This window comes from Streptomyces sp. OR43, assembly GCF_008042275.1.
GTDB lineage: Bacteria > Actinomycetota > Actinomycetes > Streptomycetales > Streptomycetaceae > Streptomyces.
Genome location: NZ_RDBK01000011.1, coordinates 1 through 16,134, shown reverse-complemented (window position 1 = coordinate 16,134; position 16,134 = coordinate 1). Strand labels below are relative to the sequence as shown.

At 71.9% G+C, this 16,134-nt stretch carries 11 protein-coding genes; 3 read left to right on the top strand and 8 right to left on the bottom strand.

What is annotated here, in order from left to right; translation table 11 throughout:
- Window positions 1-52: 52 nt before the first annotated feature.
- Window positions 53-3,802, bottom strand: a complete 3,750-nt coding sequence (locus tag EAO72_RS07980) for a S8 family serine peptidase (RefSeq protein WP_148016536.1) — start codon at window positions 3,800-3,802, stop codon at window positions 53-55.
- A 193-nt stretch (window positions 3,803-3,995) separates the two neighbouring features.
- Here EAO72_RS07980 and EAO72_RS07975 point away from each other — a divergent pair, with 193 nt between their 5' ends.
- Complete coding sequence (locus EAO72_RS07975) at window positions 3,996-4,817, top strand: helix-turn-helix transcriptional regulator (RefSeq protein WP_261991364.1); 822 nt, start codon at window positions 3,996-3,998, stop codon at window positions 4,815-4,817.
- Between the two features lie 25 nt (window positions 4,818-4,842).
- Here the strand turns inward: EAO72_RS07975 and EAO72_RS07970 are convergent, their stop codons facing one another.
- On the bottom strand, window positions 4,843-8,934 hold the full coding sequence (locus EAO72_RS07970) for a S8 family serine peptidase (RefSeq protein ID WP_148016535.1): 4,092 nt from the start codon (window positions 8,932-8,934) through the stop codon (window positions 4,843-4,845).
- Window positions 8,935-9,356: 422 nt separating this feature from the next.
- A complete protein-coding gene (locus EAO72_RS07965) occupies window positions 9,357-9,842 on the bottom strand; it encodes a DUF1269 domain-containing protein (RefSeq protein ID WP_148016534.1) in 486 nt (161 codons plus the stop codon).
- A 306-nt stretch (window positions 9,843-10,148) separates the two neighbouring features.
- Between EAO72_RS07965 and EAO72_RS07960 the strand changes: the two genes are divergently transcribed.
- Window positions 10,149-10,826 (top strand): GAP family protein, encoded by a 678-nt coding sequence (locus tag EAO72_RS07960; RefSeq protein ID WP_148016533.1) that lies wholly within the window; start codon window positions 10,149-10,151, stop codon window positions 10,824-10,826.
- Between the two features lie 17 nt (window positions 10,827-10,843).
- On the opposite strand, the gene EAO72_RS07955 is transcribed toward EAO72_RS07960, so the two are convergent.
- Together EAO72_RS07955 and EAO72_RS07950 are read right to left on the bottom strand one after the other, a co-directional pair.
- On the bottom strand, window positions 10,844-11,272 hold the full coding sequence (locus tag EAO72_RS07955) for a (R)-mandelonitrile lyase (RefSeq protein WP_148016532.1): 429 nt from the start codon (window positions 11,270-11,272) through the stop codon (window positions 10,844-10,846).
- An 82-nt stretch (window positions 11,273-11,354) separates the two neighbouring features.
- A complete protein-coding gene (locus tag EAO72_RS07950; RefSeq protein WP_148016531.1) occupies window positions 11,355-12,371 on the bottom strand; it encodes a zinc-dependent alcohol dehydrogenase family protein in 1,017 nt (338 codons plus the stop codon).
- 232 nt (window positions 12,372-12,603) lie between these two features.
- Between EAO72_RS07950 and EAO72_RS07945 the strand changes: the two genes are divergently transcribed.
- Window positions 12,604-13,494, top strand: a complete 891-nt coding sequence (locus tag EAO72_RS07945) for a helix-turn-helix transcriptional regulator (RefSeq protein WP_148016530.1) — start codon at window positions 12,604-12,606, stop codon at window positions 13,492-13,494.
- Window positions 13,495-13,501: 7 nt separating this feature from the next.
- Here EAO72_RS07945 and phnE read toward each other — a convergent pair whose 3' ends face one another.
- From phnE to EAO72_RS07930, 3 genes are read right to left on the bottom strand one after another with little or no spacing between them, the layout of a single operon-like run.
- Window positions 13,502-14,320 (bottom strand): phosphonate ABC transporter, permease protein PhnE, encoded by an 819-nt coding sequence (gene phnE, locus EAO72_RS07940; protein ID WP_148016529.1) that lies wholly within the window; start codon window positions 14,318-14,320, stop codon window positions 13,502-13,504.
- Window positions 14,317-15,030, bottom strand: coding sequence for a phosphonate ABC transporter ATP-binding protein (locus EAO72_RS07935; protein ID WP_148016528.1), 714 nt, complete (start codon window positions 15,028-15,030; stop codon window positions 14,317-14,319). The genes phnE and EAO72_RS07935 overlap by 4 nt, the downstream gene beginning before the upstream one ends.
- A complete protein-coding gene (locus EAO72_RS07930) occupies window positions 15,030-15,938 on the bottom strand; it encodes a phosphate/phosphite/phosphonate ABC transporter substrate-binding protein (RefSeq protein WP_148016527.1) in 909 nt (302 codons plus the stop codon). Before EAO72_RS07930 ends, EAO72_RS07935 begins: the two co-directional genes overlap by 1 nt.
- Window positions 15,939-16,134 lie beyond the last annotated feature (196 nt).

Genomic DNA, 16,134 nt, shown 5'->3' with positions numbered 1-16,134 from the left:
ATGTCCGTGCGCCCGCGGGGCCGTCCCAGGAGGGGCGGCCCCGCGGCGTGTCTCAGCGGACCTCGTAGGCGCGGACCATCGTCTGGCCGACCCGCGCCCCCTGCCCGTCGGCCAGCGTGACGCGCAGGTGGACGAAGGTGCCCGCGGGGGCGTCACCGGGTACGACCGCCTGCCAGGCCCCGTTCGACCGCTGCGTCTGTGCCGGGTGCCAGTCGGTGACCGCCTCCGTGGTGGTCTGACTGCCGTAGGCGTACTCGACGCGGGCGTTCTCCAGGGCGACCGGACCGTCCGCACCGTCCACGACCGCCCCGAGGCCGATCGTCGTCGCCTCGCCCGCCGGGCGGGAGTTGCGCAGATCGGACGGCAGGTCGAGCACCGGGACGAGAAGGCGCTGGGCGCCCTGGTCGGCGGCGCCGGAGCGGAAGTTCCACTCCGTGGCGTAGGCCAGCCCGACGCGGTCGATCGCGGTGGCGGTCCGCCGCCATGTCTTGCGCACCGTCACGTCGGCCTGCCCCACGGGCAGCTCGTACATGCCCGAGACCTGGGGCTGCGGCTCACCGTTCACGAGCAGCTGAAGGGTGCCGACATCCAACCGGCCGAGGGTGGAGTCATGACCGCCGGCATCGCCGAACGGGGCCATGGTCATGGTGAGCCGGTTACTGTCACGCTTCATCAGCGCGGGGCTGTAGGTGTTGCGCACGGGGCCGTACGGCGACTTGTACCAGTTCGCCGTGGACGCGCCCTGCCGCACCGCGCGCGGTCCGTCGTACGCGGTCCCGCTGGTCGTGCCGAGGTCCCGGCGCATCAGCGTGGTCCAGGTCAGCCCCTCGCTGCCGGACGGCGTGAAGTACTCGGTGCGCTGCTGCGGGGCGTGCAGCGGCAGCGTCGTGCCGCCGGCCCACACGGCGGCCATGCCGGGCAGACCCACCTTCACATCGGACCAGTACGTGGTGTCGCCCGTGGACTGCTGCACGTGGTAGCGGGCGTCGGTGGCGGCGAGCTTGCTGTCACGGACCCGTTGGATGCCGGGGCGGATCGCGTCCTTCGAGGTGTACGCCAGGTTGTAGACGTACGGGCTGTTCGCGGTCGCGGTGCCGGACCAGCTCAGCTTCGCCGAACCCGTCTGCCCGGCCTCCGCCTTCAGTGCGAGGGCGTCGTCCCAGGTGATGGTGGCCTGCGGCGCTCCCCCGTCGGGGCCGGTGATCTGGAAGCGGCCCTTGCTGTCGGGGACCGCGGCCAGGACACCGGCGGCTCCCGCCTTCCTGGCAGCGGTGTCCCAGAGGTAGGCGTTTCCGCCGCCTGTACCGGCGTCGACCAGGGCGACCTTGCCCCTCAGGTCCTGGGCCGCGAAGTTGGCGTCCGTTCCCTTGCCGATCGCTACGACCTCTGCGGAGCCCTGGCCGTCGAACTCGGTGGCCTTCTGCACCGGCAGCGAGTCCAGGACCCGTCCGCCGCCCGTGGTGAAGCGGGCCTGCGGCGCGGTCTGCCGTACGGAGGCGAGGAAGGTGACCTTGTCGGCGCGGCGGACCGGCTGGGCGTAGATCTCCTTGACGTACGACGGAACGGCGGTGGCATAGCCGGCAAGCATGCGGTCGGTGTCGTCCAGACCGCGGGTCAGGCCGACCGCGAAGCCGTTGGGTCGGCTCGCCCGGTCGGTGTCCCACGCGACCTGTTCGGCGTCGCGGGCGTCCAGGGTGACGGTGGTGTCGCCGGACACGGTGAGTTCCGGCCGGTAGAGCTGGGACACCGAGGCCACACTGCCGATGTCACCCGGCTCGTCCCTGGTCATGATCATCCCGCCGAGGGAGTACGTACCGAGCGGTACCCGGATCGTGGTGCTGCCGGCGTTCGGGTAGCCGATCGTGTACCGCCGAGCGCTGTCGCGGTGGTCGTCGAACAGCTGGAACGTCGAGAGCGAGGAGGCCGGGTCGCCGTGCCGGTCGAAGCCCTTGACCATCAGGTCGGCCGACGGCACCTCCAGATGCACGCCGAACGGAACGGTGACGCGCACACCGTGCGCGCCCGTGCCGACGAGGCGGCCGGTCAGGGTGCCGTAGTCACCGGCGTCGAGCTTCGCCGCGGGGTCGATGCGCACCGGCACGTCGGCGGTACCGTTCGCGGGGACGGTGACCCGGGTGCGGGCGGCCGAGGCGAAGCCGCGGACACGGGAGCCGTCGTCGCCGCGGACGTCGCTGACGGCGACGGTGAGCGTGACGTCCTCGTCCGTGACGTTGGTCAGCGTGACCGCACGGTCGACCGGGTCGAGTCCGGCCTGCGGGTACGCGAAGTCGCCCAGCAGCGGATTGGGGGCACCGACGACGGGCTGAGTGGTCGCCCGGGCCACGTCCATCGGCCCGGCGCCCTGGTCGAGAACGGGTGCGTCGGTGTCCTTCGCGGACGAGGTGAGCAGCGCCTTGAGGCGGGCGGGGGCCAGGCCGGGGTGCTGCTGGAGCAGGAGCGCGGCGCCGCCGGCGACGTGCGGGGTGGCCATCGAGGTACCGGACATCGACTGGTATGCCTGGGCGTCGCGGCCGCCCGCGCGCGCCGCGACGACGCCGACGCCCTGGGAGGCGATGTCGGGCTTGGCGTTGATCCCGTCGGCGGAGGGACCCCGGCTGGAGAAGGACGCCGTCTCGTTCTTGCGGTCGACGGCACCGACGGTGAGGGCGCTGGGTGCGCAGCCGGGCGTGGAGACGGTGCCGCGCAGCGAGGCGTTACCCGCCGCGATGACGAACAGGGCCTTGCCGCTGAGCCGCTGGACGGCTTCGACATCCGGTCCGGTGCAACTGGTGGAGCCGTCGGCGCCGAGGGACATGGAGACGATCTGGGCACCTTCGGCGACGGCCCACTCCATGCCGTTGACGATGCCGCTGAGGGTGCCGGAGCCGTCGTCGCCGAGCACCTTGCCGACGAGGAGTCCGGCGCCGGGGGCCATGCCCGCGTACCGGCCGTCGGACGCGGCGCCCGTTCCGGCGATCGTGGACGCGGTGTGGGTGCCGTGGCCGGTGCGGTCCTGGGCGTCCTGGCCGTTGACGAACACCTTGGTCTGCGTGATCCGTCCGGCGAGGTCGGGGTGGTCCGCGTCCACGCCGGTGTCCAGGACGGCGACCTTGACGCCGGAGCCGTCGAGCCCGGCCTTGTGCGCGGTGACGGCTCCGGTGAGGGGGACGGTCGGGGTGCCGAGCGGGTCGACGGCGTTCCCACGGACTTTGGCGTCGAGCCAGATCCTGGTGACGCCGCCGGCCGCCCGGCCCGAGGCCTGCGCCGGGGCCAGGTCCTTCCAGGCGTCGGCGGCGGACGTCTTGGTGACGGCCAGTCCGGCTCCGCCGATGGAGTCGAGCGCGGCGGTCGTCCTGACGCCGGGGCGGGCGGTGCGCGGAATGCGGCCCCCGGCGTATTCCACGATCACCGGCACGGTGGCGGAGTGGGCGTCGTCGTAGCCGTCGGCGACGAGCTTGCCGATGTCGAAGAGCCGTGCGTCGACGAGTCCGGCGTCCACCAGCTTCTCGACGCCCTGCGGGAAGACGTAGGTGCGGGTGCCGTCCTGCCAGACGGCGGCGGGGTGGTCGGTGCCGTCCACGGGACGCGGTGCGGCCGACAGGATCCGGCCGTCGGGCGCCAGTCGCGCGTCGACCACGTCACCGGTGACGAGGGTGACGGTCACGGTGCGGGCGGCCGCCTCGCCTGCTCCGGTCAGCGGGGTGGCCTCGGCTCCGGCGTGCGCCGCGGGTATGCCGACGGCCATCAGGGCGACGGTCGCGAGGCCGGCGGCGGTGGACCGCCATGGTCGGGTACGTCTCACGGAACAGCTCCTGCCGAAAGGGATGATGAACCAGCAGCGTCGCCAATGCGGCCGCCTCATGGGTGTGTTCGGGCTGGCGAGTGACCGCCATGACGTATTCCCGACATCGGCCTCACGTCGGATCCACGCACCGGGAACGCCCTGATGAGGGGGTCCCTGGTCCTGTGCGTACGGCGGCGGCGAGACTAGGGGCATGTCGTCCGTTCCAGAGAATCCGTCCCCCCGGCCCACGGACGCCGCGGCGTCCGCCCCGGCCATGCGCGCGTCACTCGTCGAGCTCCAGGACCAACTGCGCGGGACCGACGCCGCGCTGACCCGGCTGCTGAGCCGGTGGCACCCGGGCGCGGGCGGGAACGACGAGCACTTCGTCACGGTCTGGGAGAGCCGTGAGGAGCAGGCGCGCCGGATCTACGACATGGAGTACTCGGCCCGTACCTCGCTGTTCGGCTTCCAGTCCGGGGCCAACACGGTGGCCCCCGTACCGACGACCCTGCCCGGCGGGCCCGAGGAGGCGCGGCCGGACGGCGCCGGGCCGCCGATGCGCAAGGACGGCAATCCGGATGCCTCCTACCGCATCGTCGTGGACCGCGACTTCCTCTCCGAGCCGGCCGCTCTGCGCGCGCTGGACCTGCGGGTGGAGCGGGGCCACCACGTCCGGGTGGTCGACCAGCCGTTGATCAAACTGCTCATCGCGGACGGCGAGACGGCCATGGTCCAGGTGGAACCGGGACGGTCGCTGGAACTGCGGCCACCGCTCGTGGTGCTGGCGATCGAGCTCTTCGAGTCGGTGTGGCGCCGCTCGCGCCCGTATCTGCGCGAGGACGGCGACCTGAGTCCCACCGACCGCCGCATCCTGCAGCTGATGCTGTCCGGACTGACGGACGCGGCGACGGCCCATCAGCTGGGCACGTCGCCGCGTACGGTGCAGCGCCGGGTGCGGGCGCTGATGGATCTGGCCGCCGTGACGTCACGCGTCCAGCTGGGCTGGTACGCGATGCGCAACAACTGGGTGTGAGAACCCCGTTACGACGGCCGTCCGGCTACATCAGGTCCAGGTAGTCCTCCAGCGACTTGCCGCGCAGGCGCTTGACCGGGTCCGTGTACCGGTCGGCCCTGCTGTTCTGCGCCAGGTAGTTGTCGTTCACCCAGGCGAGGTCCTTCGCGCCGACGGTGCCGTCGTGGTCGATGTCGGCGGCGCGGTCGGCCGTCCCGCGCGCCGCGTACACGGCGGCCGCGTCCCGGACGTCGACGACGTCGTCGCCGTTCACGTCACCTGCGACGAGGGCGGCCGCCGAACTGGCGGTGTTACCGGCCACACCCCAGGTGCCGTCCAGGCCGAGGTCGATGTCCTCGGTCCAGGTGAAGTGGCCGGGCGCCGTCACCCGGAACCGGTACGGCTTGTCGGACGGGGTCAGCCCGCTGACGGAGATCCGGCCGGTCTTGTCCAGGGCCGCCTCACGGCTGGTGCCGTCGGGTGCGGTGAGGGTCGCCTCGATGCCGTCGGCGGTGTGGTCGCGGACGTTGTCGTACGCGCCTTCCCTGGTGAGCAGGGCCTGGACGGCCGGGCGGGCGACGAAGGTCGACGTCGGGTTGAGCATGCGCACCGCACCGTAGAACTGGATGTTCAGGTTCGTCTTGGTGCCCGCCGTGTCGACGGCGGAGGTGGTTCCCGTGCTCAGTCCGGCGCTCGCCGTCGACACGCCACCGGTCACCTCGTACGTCACCTTCAGCAACGGCATCGAGTCGCCGCTGAGGCCCGCGCTGTCGGCGACATCGAAGGAGAGCGTGCTGTACGAGGACGATCCGGCCGACACGTCGGTGCGTCGGATCTCGGACGGGCCGTGTGCCTTCAGTTCGGCGGTGGGCTCGATGGAGACGAGCTTGATGTTCCGGTCGTCGTAGCGGAACTGCGAGGTGAACGTCTTCCAGTTCTTCAGCTCGTGCGCGGTCAGCGTGTACGTGACACGGTCACCGGCGCGTGCCGACGCGGCGCTCGCGTCGCCGACCACATAGGGCGTGCCCTTCCTCATGATGTTGACCTGGCGGATGCCGCTGATGTTGCCCGCGGCGTCCGTGGGCCAGAGCTTGAGACGCGTGACGGGCGGGCCGACGGGGGTCTTGACCTGCGCGTCCACGGCCCCGTCGGACGCCACCGGGAAGCTGCCCTCGGGTGCGTTCGGGCTGTAGAGCGAGTAGTACAGGCGGTTGTCGCTCTGACCGATGTCGAGGCCCGCATCGCGGATGTCGTCGGCCTGAGCGTCCAGGAGGGTGCCGGTCACGGGAAACGTCGTGGCATCGGCGGGCTGTTCGACGACCGTGGGGTGCGCCGGGTCCCAGGCTCCGTAGGCGTCGTCATACGTGGGCAGTTGCGTGTCCACGTACACGTCGCGCAGTTCGCTGTCGGTGCCGCCGGCGGCGTCCGTGCCGACGATGCGCAGCTTGTAGTGGCCGTCGTCGATGAAGCGGCCGCGCGGGTCGAACGGGGTGGCCTTGTCGCCGGTCGACGGGAAGTACCAGGGGCCTACCGTCGCCGGGCCGTAGAGGACGCCCTCGGTGAGACCGACGGTGTTGATGCCGCCGATGTAGCCGAGGTCCTTGCCGTCGGCGTCGGTGAGGAAGATGTCGACGCTGCGCAGCTGTCCGGCCATCCGCAGGTTGAAGGTGGCCGCCCCGGCGCCGACGGCTCCCTGGTCGGAACCGCGTCCGGTCGACATGACGGACTTGGTCATGTCGACCTCCGCGAACCCGGACTCGGCGACCCGCATGCCGAACGGGACATGCAGCGCGGGCAGCCCGTTGCCGCTCCGCGGTGTCAGCGTGACCGTGCCCTCGTAGTAGCCGGCCGGGGCTCCGGCGGGCACCCGCAGGGCGGCGGCGACGGACTTCTTGCCGTGGGCTCCGACCGTGATCCGGTCACTCGTGGCCAGGGTGATGTGCGCGGCGTCGGCGTCCGCGGAAGCGCCGGAGCCTCGGCCGAAGGCCGTGCGCACGTCGTACGTGACGGGCCTGCCGCTGTCGTTGACCACGCGCAGGGTGCGCTTGAGGCTCGTGGCACGGCCCACCGGCAGCACACCGAGGTCCAAAGCGCCGGTGACAGCGTCGACTTCGGTCTGCGTGCCGTCGACCGTCACGTGCGGGACGGTCTCCGGGACCTGGACGGCGGTGGTGGCGTGCACGGCGGCGTACGGGTCGACCGCGCCGGCGCCGGCCTCGAACACGCTGACGTCGCCGGGCAGTGAGGTCGCCGTGTTCATCAGCGCCGTCTTGATGGCGTCGGGGCTCAGTCCGCGGTCGTGCTGGAGCATCAGGGCGGCGGTGCCGGCGACGTACGGCGCGGCCATCGAGGTGCCGCTGAGACGGGCGTACGCGTACGTGTAGTCGCCGCCGGCCGGGTCGACGATGTCGGCCGGGACGGACGACAGGACGCTGACTCCGGGCGCGGTGACCTCGGGCTTGATCGCGGCGCTGCCGTAGACCGGGCCGCGCGAACTGAAGTCGGCCAGCGACCCGTTGCCGAGGCGGAAGGTTCCGGCCGACGTGAACGAGACGTCGGCACCGGCCGCCATCAGCGCGGCGCCGTCCGCTGCGGTCAGTGAGAACGCCGGGACGTAGTTCGGGTTCTCACCGATGTAGAACGGGATGTGCCCTTCGGCGGCGTTGTCGTTGACGAGGAGAACGGCCGCGGCGCCCTTGTCCTGTGCGCGCCGCACCTTCTCGTCGAGCGGGATGCCGCCGCGCCGGATCAGGACGGCCTTGCCGGTGACGTCCTTGCCGGTGTATCCGGCGGCGCTGCCCGTGCCGGCGTCGATGACCGCGAGGGCTCCGTCCGCCAGCTTGTCCAGGGCGTCGCCGTAGGGCTGGGCGAGCAGCCGGCCCTGGGCCGTGACCGGTCCGGCGGTCAGCGTGTACGCGGGCAGGGTCAGCGGTTCGGAGTGGGCGCCGACCGTCAGCGGGAGGGCCGCGGCGGCCGGCGTGGCGACGGTGCCCGGCTTCGGGCCGCTGTTACCGGCGGCGATGACGGTGGTGACGCCCGCGAGGACGAGGTTGTCGGCGGCTATGGACTGCGGGCTCAGCGGGTCGTTGACGGCGGCGCCCAGCGACATGTTGACGACGTCCATGCCGTCGTCGGCCGCCTGGTCCATGGCCGCGATGATGTTGCTGGTGCGGCCGCTGCCGTAGGGGCCGAGGACGCGGTAGGCGTGGACGGAGGCGCCGGGAGCGACGCCGTGCGCGGCGCGTGCCTTCGTGTCGGCGCCCCGGCCGGCGATGATGCCGGCGACGTGGGTGCCGTGCTCGGTGTAGTACGTGGAACCGGCGTTGGTCTCGGCCTGGCCGGAGGCCTTCCAGTCGTCGTACGTGGTCTCCATCGGGTCGGCGTCGTCGTCGACGAAGTCGTAGCCGCCCTCGTACACGCCCTTGAGGTCGGGGTGCCGGTAGTCGATGCCGGTGTCGATGATGCCGACCTTGACGCCCTTGCCGGTGATGCCTTCGGCGTGCAGGCGGGCCACGCCGTCGTCGCCGTCCGTCTGCGGGCCGCCGGATCCGGTGGCCTCCGGGTCGGAGAGCGCCTTCACCGTGCTGTCGGGCCACACCGAGGCGACCTCCGCGTGGTCGAGCAGTTCGGCGACCCGGTCACCGGGCAGGCTGAGGCTGACCCCGTCGAAGCTGCGGGTGTAACTACGGCCCAGCCGGGGCGCCCCGGACTGCTTTCCGGACTTCCCCGCGGTCGCCTGCTTCTCCGGGAACATGTCCTTCAGCACGTCACGGAACGCGCCCTGTGCCTCCGTCACCGCGGTGCGCGCGTCCGTCTCGCTGAGGCTGCGCCCCTGGGCGGCGGCCAGCAGACGGGCGGTCCGGGCGGGCGGCGTCCGCAGTTGCACGATGACGTCGACGGGGTCGGAGGACTTCAGCGCCGCCTTGTCCGTCACGTGGAGTCCGCCCAGGTCCAGCGTCGCCATCCGGTGCAGCGCTTCGCGCTCCTGGTCGTCGAGGGAGGCGAGCACACTGCGCGCGCTCGGCGTGGGGCCCGGGTCGGGTGCGGCGGCGGCCGCGGGTGCCGTGCCCGCCACGGCGGCGAGGACGGCGGCCGCCATCACCAGGGACAGGCGTCTTTGTTCCGGGACATGGGTCATGGGTGCCTTGCTCCGCTCTGGACTGCGCCGGTGACGTTCGCTCGATCATCGGCGCGTGTCGGAGCAGGGCGGAAGGGCGGCCGGTGGCGGATTCACGACGTGTCGTCAAACCGCCACCGGCGGCGGGTCACCCGGAGCGAGGACCGGCGGTGCCGGGGGCGGAAAGCGCTACGCGGACGGCGGCCGTCGGACGACCGGGCGGCCGTGCACCGGCGGGCGTCCTCAAGCGCGGCCGCAAGGGGCACCGAACAGTTCGGGCGCGGCCGGGACGATCCCGTTCTCACCGAGCCGTCCGGCGATCCCGGTCCGTTCCACGAGGCGTACGTCCACCACCGTCCGGGCCACCGGGCCGCCCCCTTGCCCGCATACGGAGCCCGCCGTGCGTCACGGCACGGCGGGCTCACGAACAGTTGGGAGGAGGGTCAGCCGGCGAAGACCTCGCGCAGCTTGGCCTCCTTCTCGGCGTCCAGGTTCGACTGGATCAGCTCGGAGTGGCCGGAGGGGAAGGCGGCCCGGACGCGATCGACCACCGCGTCCTGCGACAGGAGGAAGAGCGCCGACGTACCAGGGGTGACCTTCGACTTGACCGAGTCGATGAAGTCGTCGTCGATACCGACGTCGGCCATCTTCCCGCCGAGCGCGCCTGCGGCGGCACCGACGGCGGCACCGAGCAGCGGCATGAGGAAGATCAGGCCGAACAGCATGCGCCAGAAGGTGCCCGAGAGCGCTCCGAGACCGGCGAGGTTGCTCAGCTGCTTCGTCTTCGGCTTCGTCGCGTCCGCGGGCCAGCTGACCGTGGCCGCGTCGACCACCTTGATCAGCTCCTGCTTCTGCAACTCCAGGAGGGTGCTCTCGACACCGGCGGCACCTTCGGGCGAGTCGAATTTCCAGACGGTCAGCGTGGCCATGGATCCTCCGCGGGATGCGATCAGACGGAGACGCCGCCAGTGCCTCTCGTGTGGATCACGCCCGGCTCGCGGGGTCGGGCACGATCCGGACGGGAGGCCCCGGGGCGCCGGACTCCGACCATTCAAAACTGAACGGACGAACCACGCATCTCAGGAACGGGCGGGAATGCCACGCCTGCCGGCCCGTTCACTCGTTCGGCTCCCACCATGGCGCCCCGGCCGGGAACGCCCGTGAGGATCAGCACAACCTCGCACCAACGGCCGAACGGAAGAGGACGGACGACCACATGACACAAGAGGACGATCATGGGTGACGCCATCGGTCAGATGCTGACCTCCGCAGTCGGTATCGCCATCAGCCCCTTGCCGCTCATCGCGGTGATCCTCATGCTCGCCACGCCGAAGGGCCGGGCCAACGGCCTGGCGTTCACCGCCGGATGGATCGTCTCCGTCGCGGCCGTGGTCACCGTGGTGGTCCTCGCCGGGTCGGGCGCGGACGCCTCCGGCGACGACGGACCGGCCACCTGGACGCTCTGGCTCAAGCTCGCTCTCGGTGTGCTCTTCCTTCTGTTCGCCGCCAAGCAGTGGAAGGACAGGCCCCGTGCAGGGCACGACGCCGCCACGCCGGGCTGGATGAAGGCCATCGACACGTTCAGCCCGGGCAAGGCGGGTGGCCTCGCCGTCGTCCTGGTGGTGGCCAACCCCAAGAACCTCGTTCTGGCGGTCGGCGGCGCCGTCTCCATCGCGAGCTCCACCGCCGGTGCCGGCGGCAAGGCCGTCGCCGCCGTCCTCATGGTCCTGCTCGCCTCGCTCTGCGCACTCGTCCCGCTCGGCGTCTATCTCGCCGGTGGTGCCAAGGCCACGGAGGTGCTCGGCGGGTGGAAGGAATGGATGTCCCGGCACAACAGCGCGATCATGACCACCCTCCTGGTGGTGCTGGGCGTGAAGTACGTCGGCGACGCCCTCAGCGGTCTCACCTCCTGACGCCCGCCCGGCTCCCGCTACTCGGCGGCCGGGCCGTCGTACGTCTGCCGGGACCCGGTGTACTGCGCGTCGGTGACCGGTTCGGCCCACGTGGTCTCGGGGGCGCCGTCGGCCGTGGCCTCCCACAGGGCGATGTGTTCCATGAAGCGGTCGGGGGCGGCGCCGTGCCAGTGCTCCTCGCCGGGCGGGCAGGTGACGGTACGGCCGGGGTGTGCTTCGAGGACGGTGCCGTCGCGGGTGCCGATCAGGGCGGTGCCGGAGACGATGTGGAGCGTCTGGCCGACGGCGTGGGAGTGCCAGTGGGTGCGGGCGCCCGGTGCGAAGCGGACCAGGTTGGCACGCATCCGGGAAGGCTCCTGGCCTGCGACGATGACGTCCCACCAGACGTCGCCGGTGAACCATTCCGCCGGTGCCTTGCTGGTGGGCTGCTGGGTGACGAACTGCATGGGGGCCTTTCGGAGCCGGGGGTGCGGTGGTGGCCGGGCGGGGAGAACCCGGCCCGGCCACGGAACGGGGAGCAGGGTGCGGTCAGGGCTTGAGGAGGGCCTTGATGGCGCGGCGTTCGTCCATGGCCCGGTAGCCCTCGGCGACCTGGTCGAGGGGCAGGGTGAGGTCGAAGACCTTGCCCGGGTCGATCCGGCCCGACGTCACGCGTTCGATGAGGTCGGGCAGGTAGCGGCGGACGGGAGCGGGACCGCCGCGCAGACCGACGTGGGAGAAGAAGAGTTCCTGTCCGTCGATCGCGACCTCGTGGGGGACGCCGACGAATCCGACGTTGCCGCCGGGGCGAGCGGTGTGCAGGGCCTGGCGCATGGCCTGTGCCGTGCCGACGCACTCCAGCACGCTGTCGGCACCGATGCCGTCGGTGAGGTCCTTGATCCGGGCGATGCCTTCGTCGCCGCGCTCGGTGACGATGTCGGTGGCGCCGAACTCGCGGGCGAGCTTCTGGCGGGAGTCGTGGCGGGACATGATGATGATGCGCTCCGCGCCCCTCTCCTTGGCCGCGATCACCGCGCAGAGGCCGACCGCGCCGTCACCGACGACCACGGCGGTCGAGCCGGCCCGGACCTCCGCGGCCTCGGCGGCCCACCAGCCGGTGCCCATGACGTCGGAGACGGCGAGCAGCCCGGGCCACAGCTCCTCGGCCGGAATCCCGTCGGTGGCGACCAGGGTGCCCTGGGCGTTGGGGATGCGGACGTAGTCGGCCTGGCAGGTGGACATGAACGCGCGGTGCAGGCAGTTCGACTGGAAGCCGTTGCGGCAGTTCGCGCAGGTGTTGTCCGAGGTGGCGAACGAGCCGACGACGAACTGCCCCGGCTTGACGGACGTGACCTCGCTGCCCACCTCCTCCACGAAGCCGACGTACTCGTGCCCCATCGGGTGCGGCTCGCCGATCGGTTCCAGACCGCGGTAGGGCCACAGGTCCGAGCCGCACACACAGGTGACGGCCGTACGGATGACGGCATCGGTCGGGTGGAGGATCTTCGGGTCGTCCAGCGTCTCGAAGCGGACATCGCCGGGGGCGTGAATCACTGCGCCGCGCATGAGGGGGTTCCTTACGTACTGGAGGCCGGGCCGTTTCGGGCGGCCCGTGTGCTGCCGGGGCCGGATCGTGCCGTACGGCACGGGCCCGGGGCGCTCGCCCCGGCCGCCGGGCGGCCGGGAAGGAGTGCCACGTCATCCAGGTAACCCCCATTCGCGGCGCCCGGCCAGTCACCGTCGATGGGTGTACCAGCAGTACATCCCTCCCGGTACGCGCACGACGTACGGTCGGGGAGTGGACAACCAGCAAGAGGTCCGCGAGTTCCTCACCTCGCGGCGCGCCAAGATCACCCCCGGCCAGGCAGGACTGGCATCCGGGAGCAGACGCCGCGTCCCGGGCCTGCGCCGCAGCGAGGTCGCCGCCCTCGCCGACATGAGCGTCGAGTACTACGCCAAGCTCGAACGCGGGAACCTCGCGGGCGTCTCCCCTGCCGTCCTCGAAGCCGTCGCCCGGGCGCTGCGGCTCGACGAGGCCGAGCGCGCCCACCTGCTCCATCTGGCTCAGGCAGCCGACGGCTCGGACGCCCTCACTCGCCCCCGGCGGCGGCGCGCCAAGGGCCAGTGGACCCCGCACGCCAGCCTGCAGTGGACGCTCGACGCGATCACCGGAGGGCCCGCCTTCGTCCGCAACGGCCGCTTGGACGTCCTCGCGGTGAACCCGCTCGGCCGCGCGTTCTACGACGATGTCTACGCCACACCCGGCAATCAGGGGAACCTCGCCCGGTTCACCTTCCTGGATCCCGCCGCGCACCGCTTCTACCCCGACTGGGAACTCGCCGCCGACGTCACTGTCGCCATCCTGCGGACCGAGGCCGGCCGCAATCCCCACGACAAGGACCTGCACGACCTCGTCGGCGAACTGTCCACCCGCTGCGACGAGTTCCGCACGCGATGGGGCGCCCACAACGTCCGCCAACACGGCACCGGCACCAAGAACTTCCACCACACCGCGGTCGGCGATCTCACCCTCGCCTTCGAAGGGCTGGAGATGGCGGCGGAGCCCGGCCTGACGCTGACCGTCTACACCGCCGAACCCGGTTCCGTCTCCGAGGAGGGCCTGCGCCTCCTCGCCTCCTGGGCGGCCACCCGGGAGGCCGGCGCCCCTGCCCGGCAGACGCCCGGCTGACCTCCCGTCACGCCAGGCGCCGCCGCACCAGGGCCGACAGCCGGTCGACGGCCACGATCAGGACGAGCACCACCAGGATGTGCGTCAGCATCTCGTCGAACTGGAACAGTTTGATCGACTGGTTGATCAGGAACCCGATGCCGCCCGCGCCGACCAGGCCGAGCACCAGCGAGGACCGGACGTTGACGTCGAGCCGGTACAGCAGCAGCCCGGTCATCTGAGGGGTCACCGTCGGCAGCAGGGCGTGCGCGGCCACCTGGATCCGGCCCGCTCCCGCCGAACGCAGGGCCTGTACGGGGCCGGGGTCGGCGTCCTCCAGCGCCTCCGCCCACAACTTGCCCATCACGCCGACGTTGTGGAGCAGCAGCGCCAGCACGCCCGGGAACGGACCGAGACCGACAGCGGTGACGAAGATCAGGGCGAAGACCACGTCGGGCACGGCGCGCAGGAACGACAGCAGGGAGCGCGCCGCCTGGTAGACGCCCGCCGTGGGGGCGGTGCCCCGTGCGGCGAGCAGGGCCAGGAGGAGCGAGAACGGCACGGACAGCGTGGTGCCGAGCAGCCCGATCCACAGGGTGACGAGGGCGCCGTCGAGACTGGGTCCCAGTACGTCCCAGCTCAGGTCCGGCGGGATCGCGTCGGCCAGGAAGTCCGCGATGCCTCCCCAGCCCTCGGCCAGCGCGCCGAAGGACATGTCGGTGGTGTTCCACGCGATGACGTGGACGGCGAGCACCACGGCGGCGAGCACGGCTCCGAGAGCGGTGGCCCGCGGCCGGGCGGGCTTGGCGGGGACGGGAAGCCTCCGCACCTCTTCGAGATCGATCATGAGACGGCCTCCATGACCGCGGGCTGGTACAGGGCGTCGACGTCCTGGCCGGGCGGCCCGTCGAGGATCACGCGGCCGTCTCGCAGGCCGACCACACGGTCGGCGTGCCGGGCGGCGAGCGAGGGCTGGTGCAGGACCGCCAGGACGGCGAGGCCCGCGTCGTGGGCGAGTTCGGCGAGCAGCGCGAGCACCTGCTCGGAGGCGGCCGGGTCCAGCGCGGACACCGGTTCGTCGGCCAGCAGGACGCGCGGGCGCTGGCACAGGGCACGGGCCACCGCGACGCGCTGCTGCTGGCCGCCGGAGAGACGGCCGGCGCGTTCGTGCGCGCGGTCGGCGAGTCCCACGCGGTCCAGGCAGGCCATCGCCTCCTCGCGCAGGGCCCGGGGGAACAGAGCGGGAACCAGTGAGTTCCGCAGCGACAGCCGGCCGAGGGCTCCGGCGCACACGTTCTCCAGGACGCTGCGCCGGCGCACGAGGTGGATGTGCTGGAAGACCACGGCGATGTCCAGCGGTCCGCACGGCTTCCCGTCGATGCCGACGCTGCCCGCCGTCATCGGTTCCAGGCCGGCGGCGGCGCGCAACAGGGTCGACTTGCCGGAGCCGTTGGCCCCGAGCACGGCGAGCAGTTCGCCCCGGGCGACGTCGACGTCCACCCCGTGCAGCACCTGCCGCTCTCCGTACCGCACGGTGATCCCGGACAGCGCGAGCATCAGACGTCCTTCTCGGTCAGGTTCAGGGCGGCGGCGAGGTCGAACAGCGGCTGGTAGGTCGACTTGTCCACGGCGACCAGCGGCGCGGGCGGGTCGACGTCGAGGAGGGCGCCGATCTCGCCGACCTTGTCCGGCGGCAGCTTCAGCAGGGCGTCGGTGACGGCCTTTTTGAACGTCGCGTCGAGGTCCCCGCGGACGGTGATCGGGTCGTTGGGGATCGGCTCGGAGCTCCACACCTTGCGGAAGCCGGCCGGGTCGAAGCTGCCGGCGGCGGTGGCGCTCGCCAGTTGCTGGGAGTTGATCTCGGCGGCGTCGACCGTTCCCTTGGCGAGGGCCAGCAGTGCCTCCGGGTGGCCGCCGGCGTAGTTGACCTTGACGTCGTCCTTCTTCAGGCCGGCGTCGAGCATCGCCTGGCGGGGCAGGGCGTCGCCGGAGGTGGATCCGACGGAGGCCAGGGCGAGGGAGTGGCCCTTGAGACCGGCGACCGACGTGACGGCGGAATCCTTCGGCACCCAGATGCCGGCGGTGTAGCTGGACACCTTGCCCGTGCCGTCCCCGAACGAGGCGACGGCCTCGGCCTTGGCCCGCCCGCTGGCGAAGACGTAGCCGAGGGGACCGAACATGGCTATGTCGAGCTTGCCGTTCTCCATGGCGAGAACCTCGGCGGAGTAGTCCTCGGTGATGGTCAGCTCCACCTCGCAGTCCAGGCTCTCGCCCAGGGCGTCGGCGAGTACCTCGGCGGCCGGGGTGAGCTTGGCGGGGTCCTCGAAGGGCTCGACGCCGAAGCGGACCTTGCCGCCGGGGCAGGTGGCGGACTCGGCGGCGTCCGAACTGCCGCCGCAGGCGGTCAGGGACAGCGCCGCGACGACGGCGAGCGCGGTGGCGAGGGTGAAAGGACGGACGGACACGGTGGACTCCGGGTTCGGTGGCAGCACGGGGGAGATGGCGCGGTACGGCGGTACGAACGGGGTGGGGGGACTCGCTCGCCGGGGCGGCTGTGGCCAACGTGTCAGGCACAGCCGCCCCGGGTCAACGCTTGTATGGACAGGTCGCCAACTGTTCATCTGTGAGTCGGCAACGGGTCGTCCGGCCGGGGGGAAGGGG

What these genes read in the sequence shown, in the direction of transcription:
- EAO72_RS07975 (WP_261991364.1), top strand. Translation starts at nt 3,996, where the DNA reads ATGTCGTCCGTTCCAGAGAATCCGTCCCCCCGGCCCACGGACGCCGCG.
- EAO72_RS07970 (WP_148016535.1), bottom strand. Translation starts at nt 8,934, where the DNA reads ATGACCCATGTCCCGGAACAAAGACGCCTGTCCCTGGTGATGGCGGCC.
- EAO72_RS07965 (WP_148016534.1), bottom strand. Translation starts at nt 9,842, where the DNA reads ATGGCCACGCTGACCGTCTGGAAATTCGACTCGCCCGAAGGTGCCGCC.
- EAO72_RS07960 (WP_148016533.1), top strand. Translation starts at nt 10,149, where the DNA reads ATGGGTGACGCCATCGGTCAGATGCTGACCTCCGCAGTCGGTATCGCC.
- EAO72_RS07955 (WP_148016532.1), bottom strand. Translation starts at nt 11,272, where the DNA reads ATGCAGTTCGTCACCCAGCAGCCCACCAGCAAGGCACCGGCGGAATGG.
- EAO72_RS07950 (WP_148016531.1), bottom strand. Translation starts at nt 12,371, where the DNA reads ATGCGCGGCGCAGTGATTCACGCCCCCGGCGATGTCCGCTTCGAGACG.
- phnE (WP_148016529.1), bottom strand. Translation starts at nt 14,320, where the DNA reads ATGATCGATCTCGAAGAGGTGCGGAGGCTTCCCGTCCCCGCCAAGCCC.
- EAO72_RS07935 (WP_148016528.1), bottom strand. Translation starts at nt 15,030, where the DNA reads ATGCTCGCGCTGTCCGGGATCACCGTGCGGTACGGAGAGCGGCAGGTG.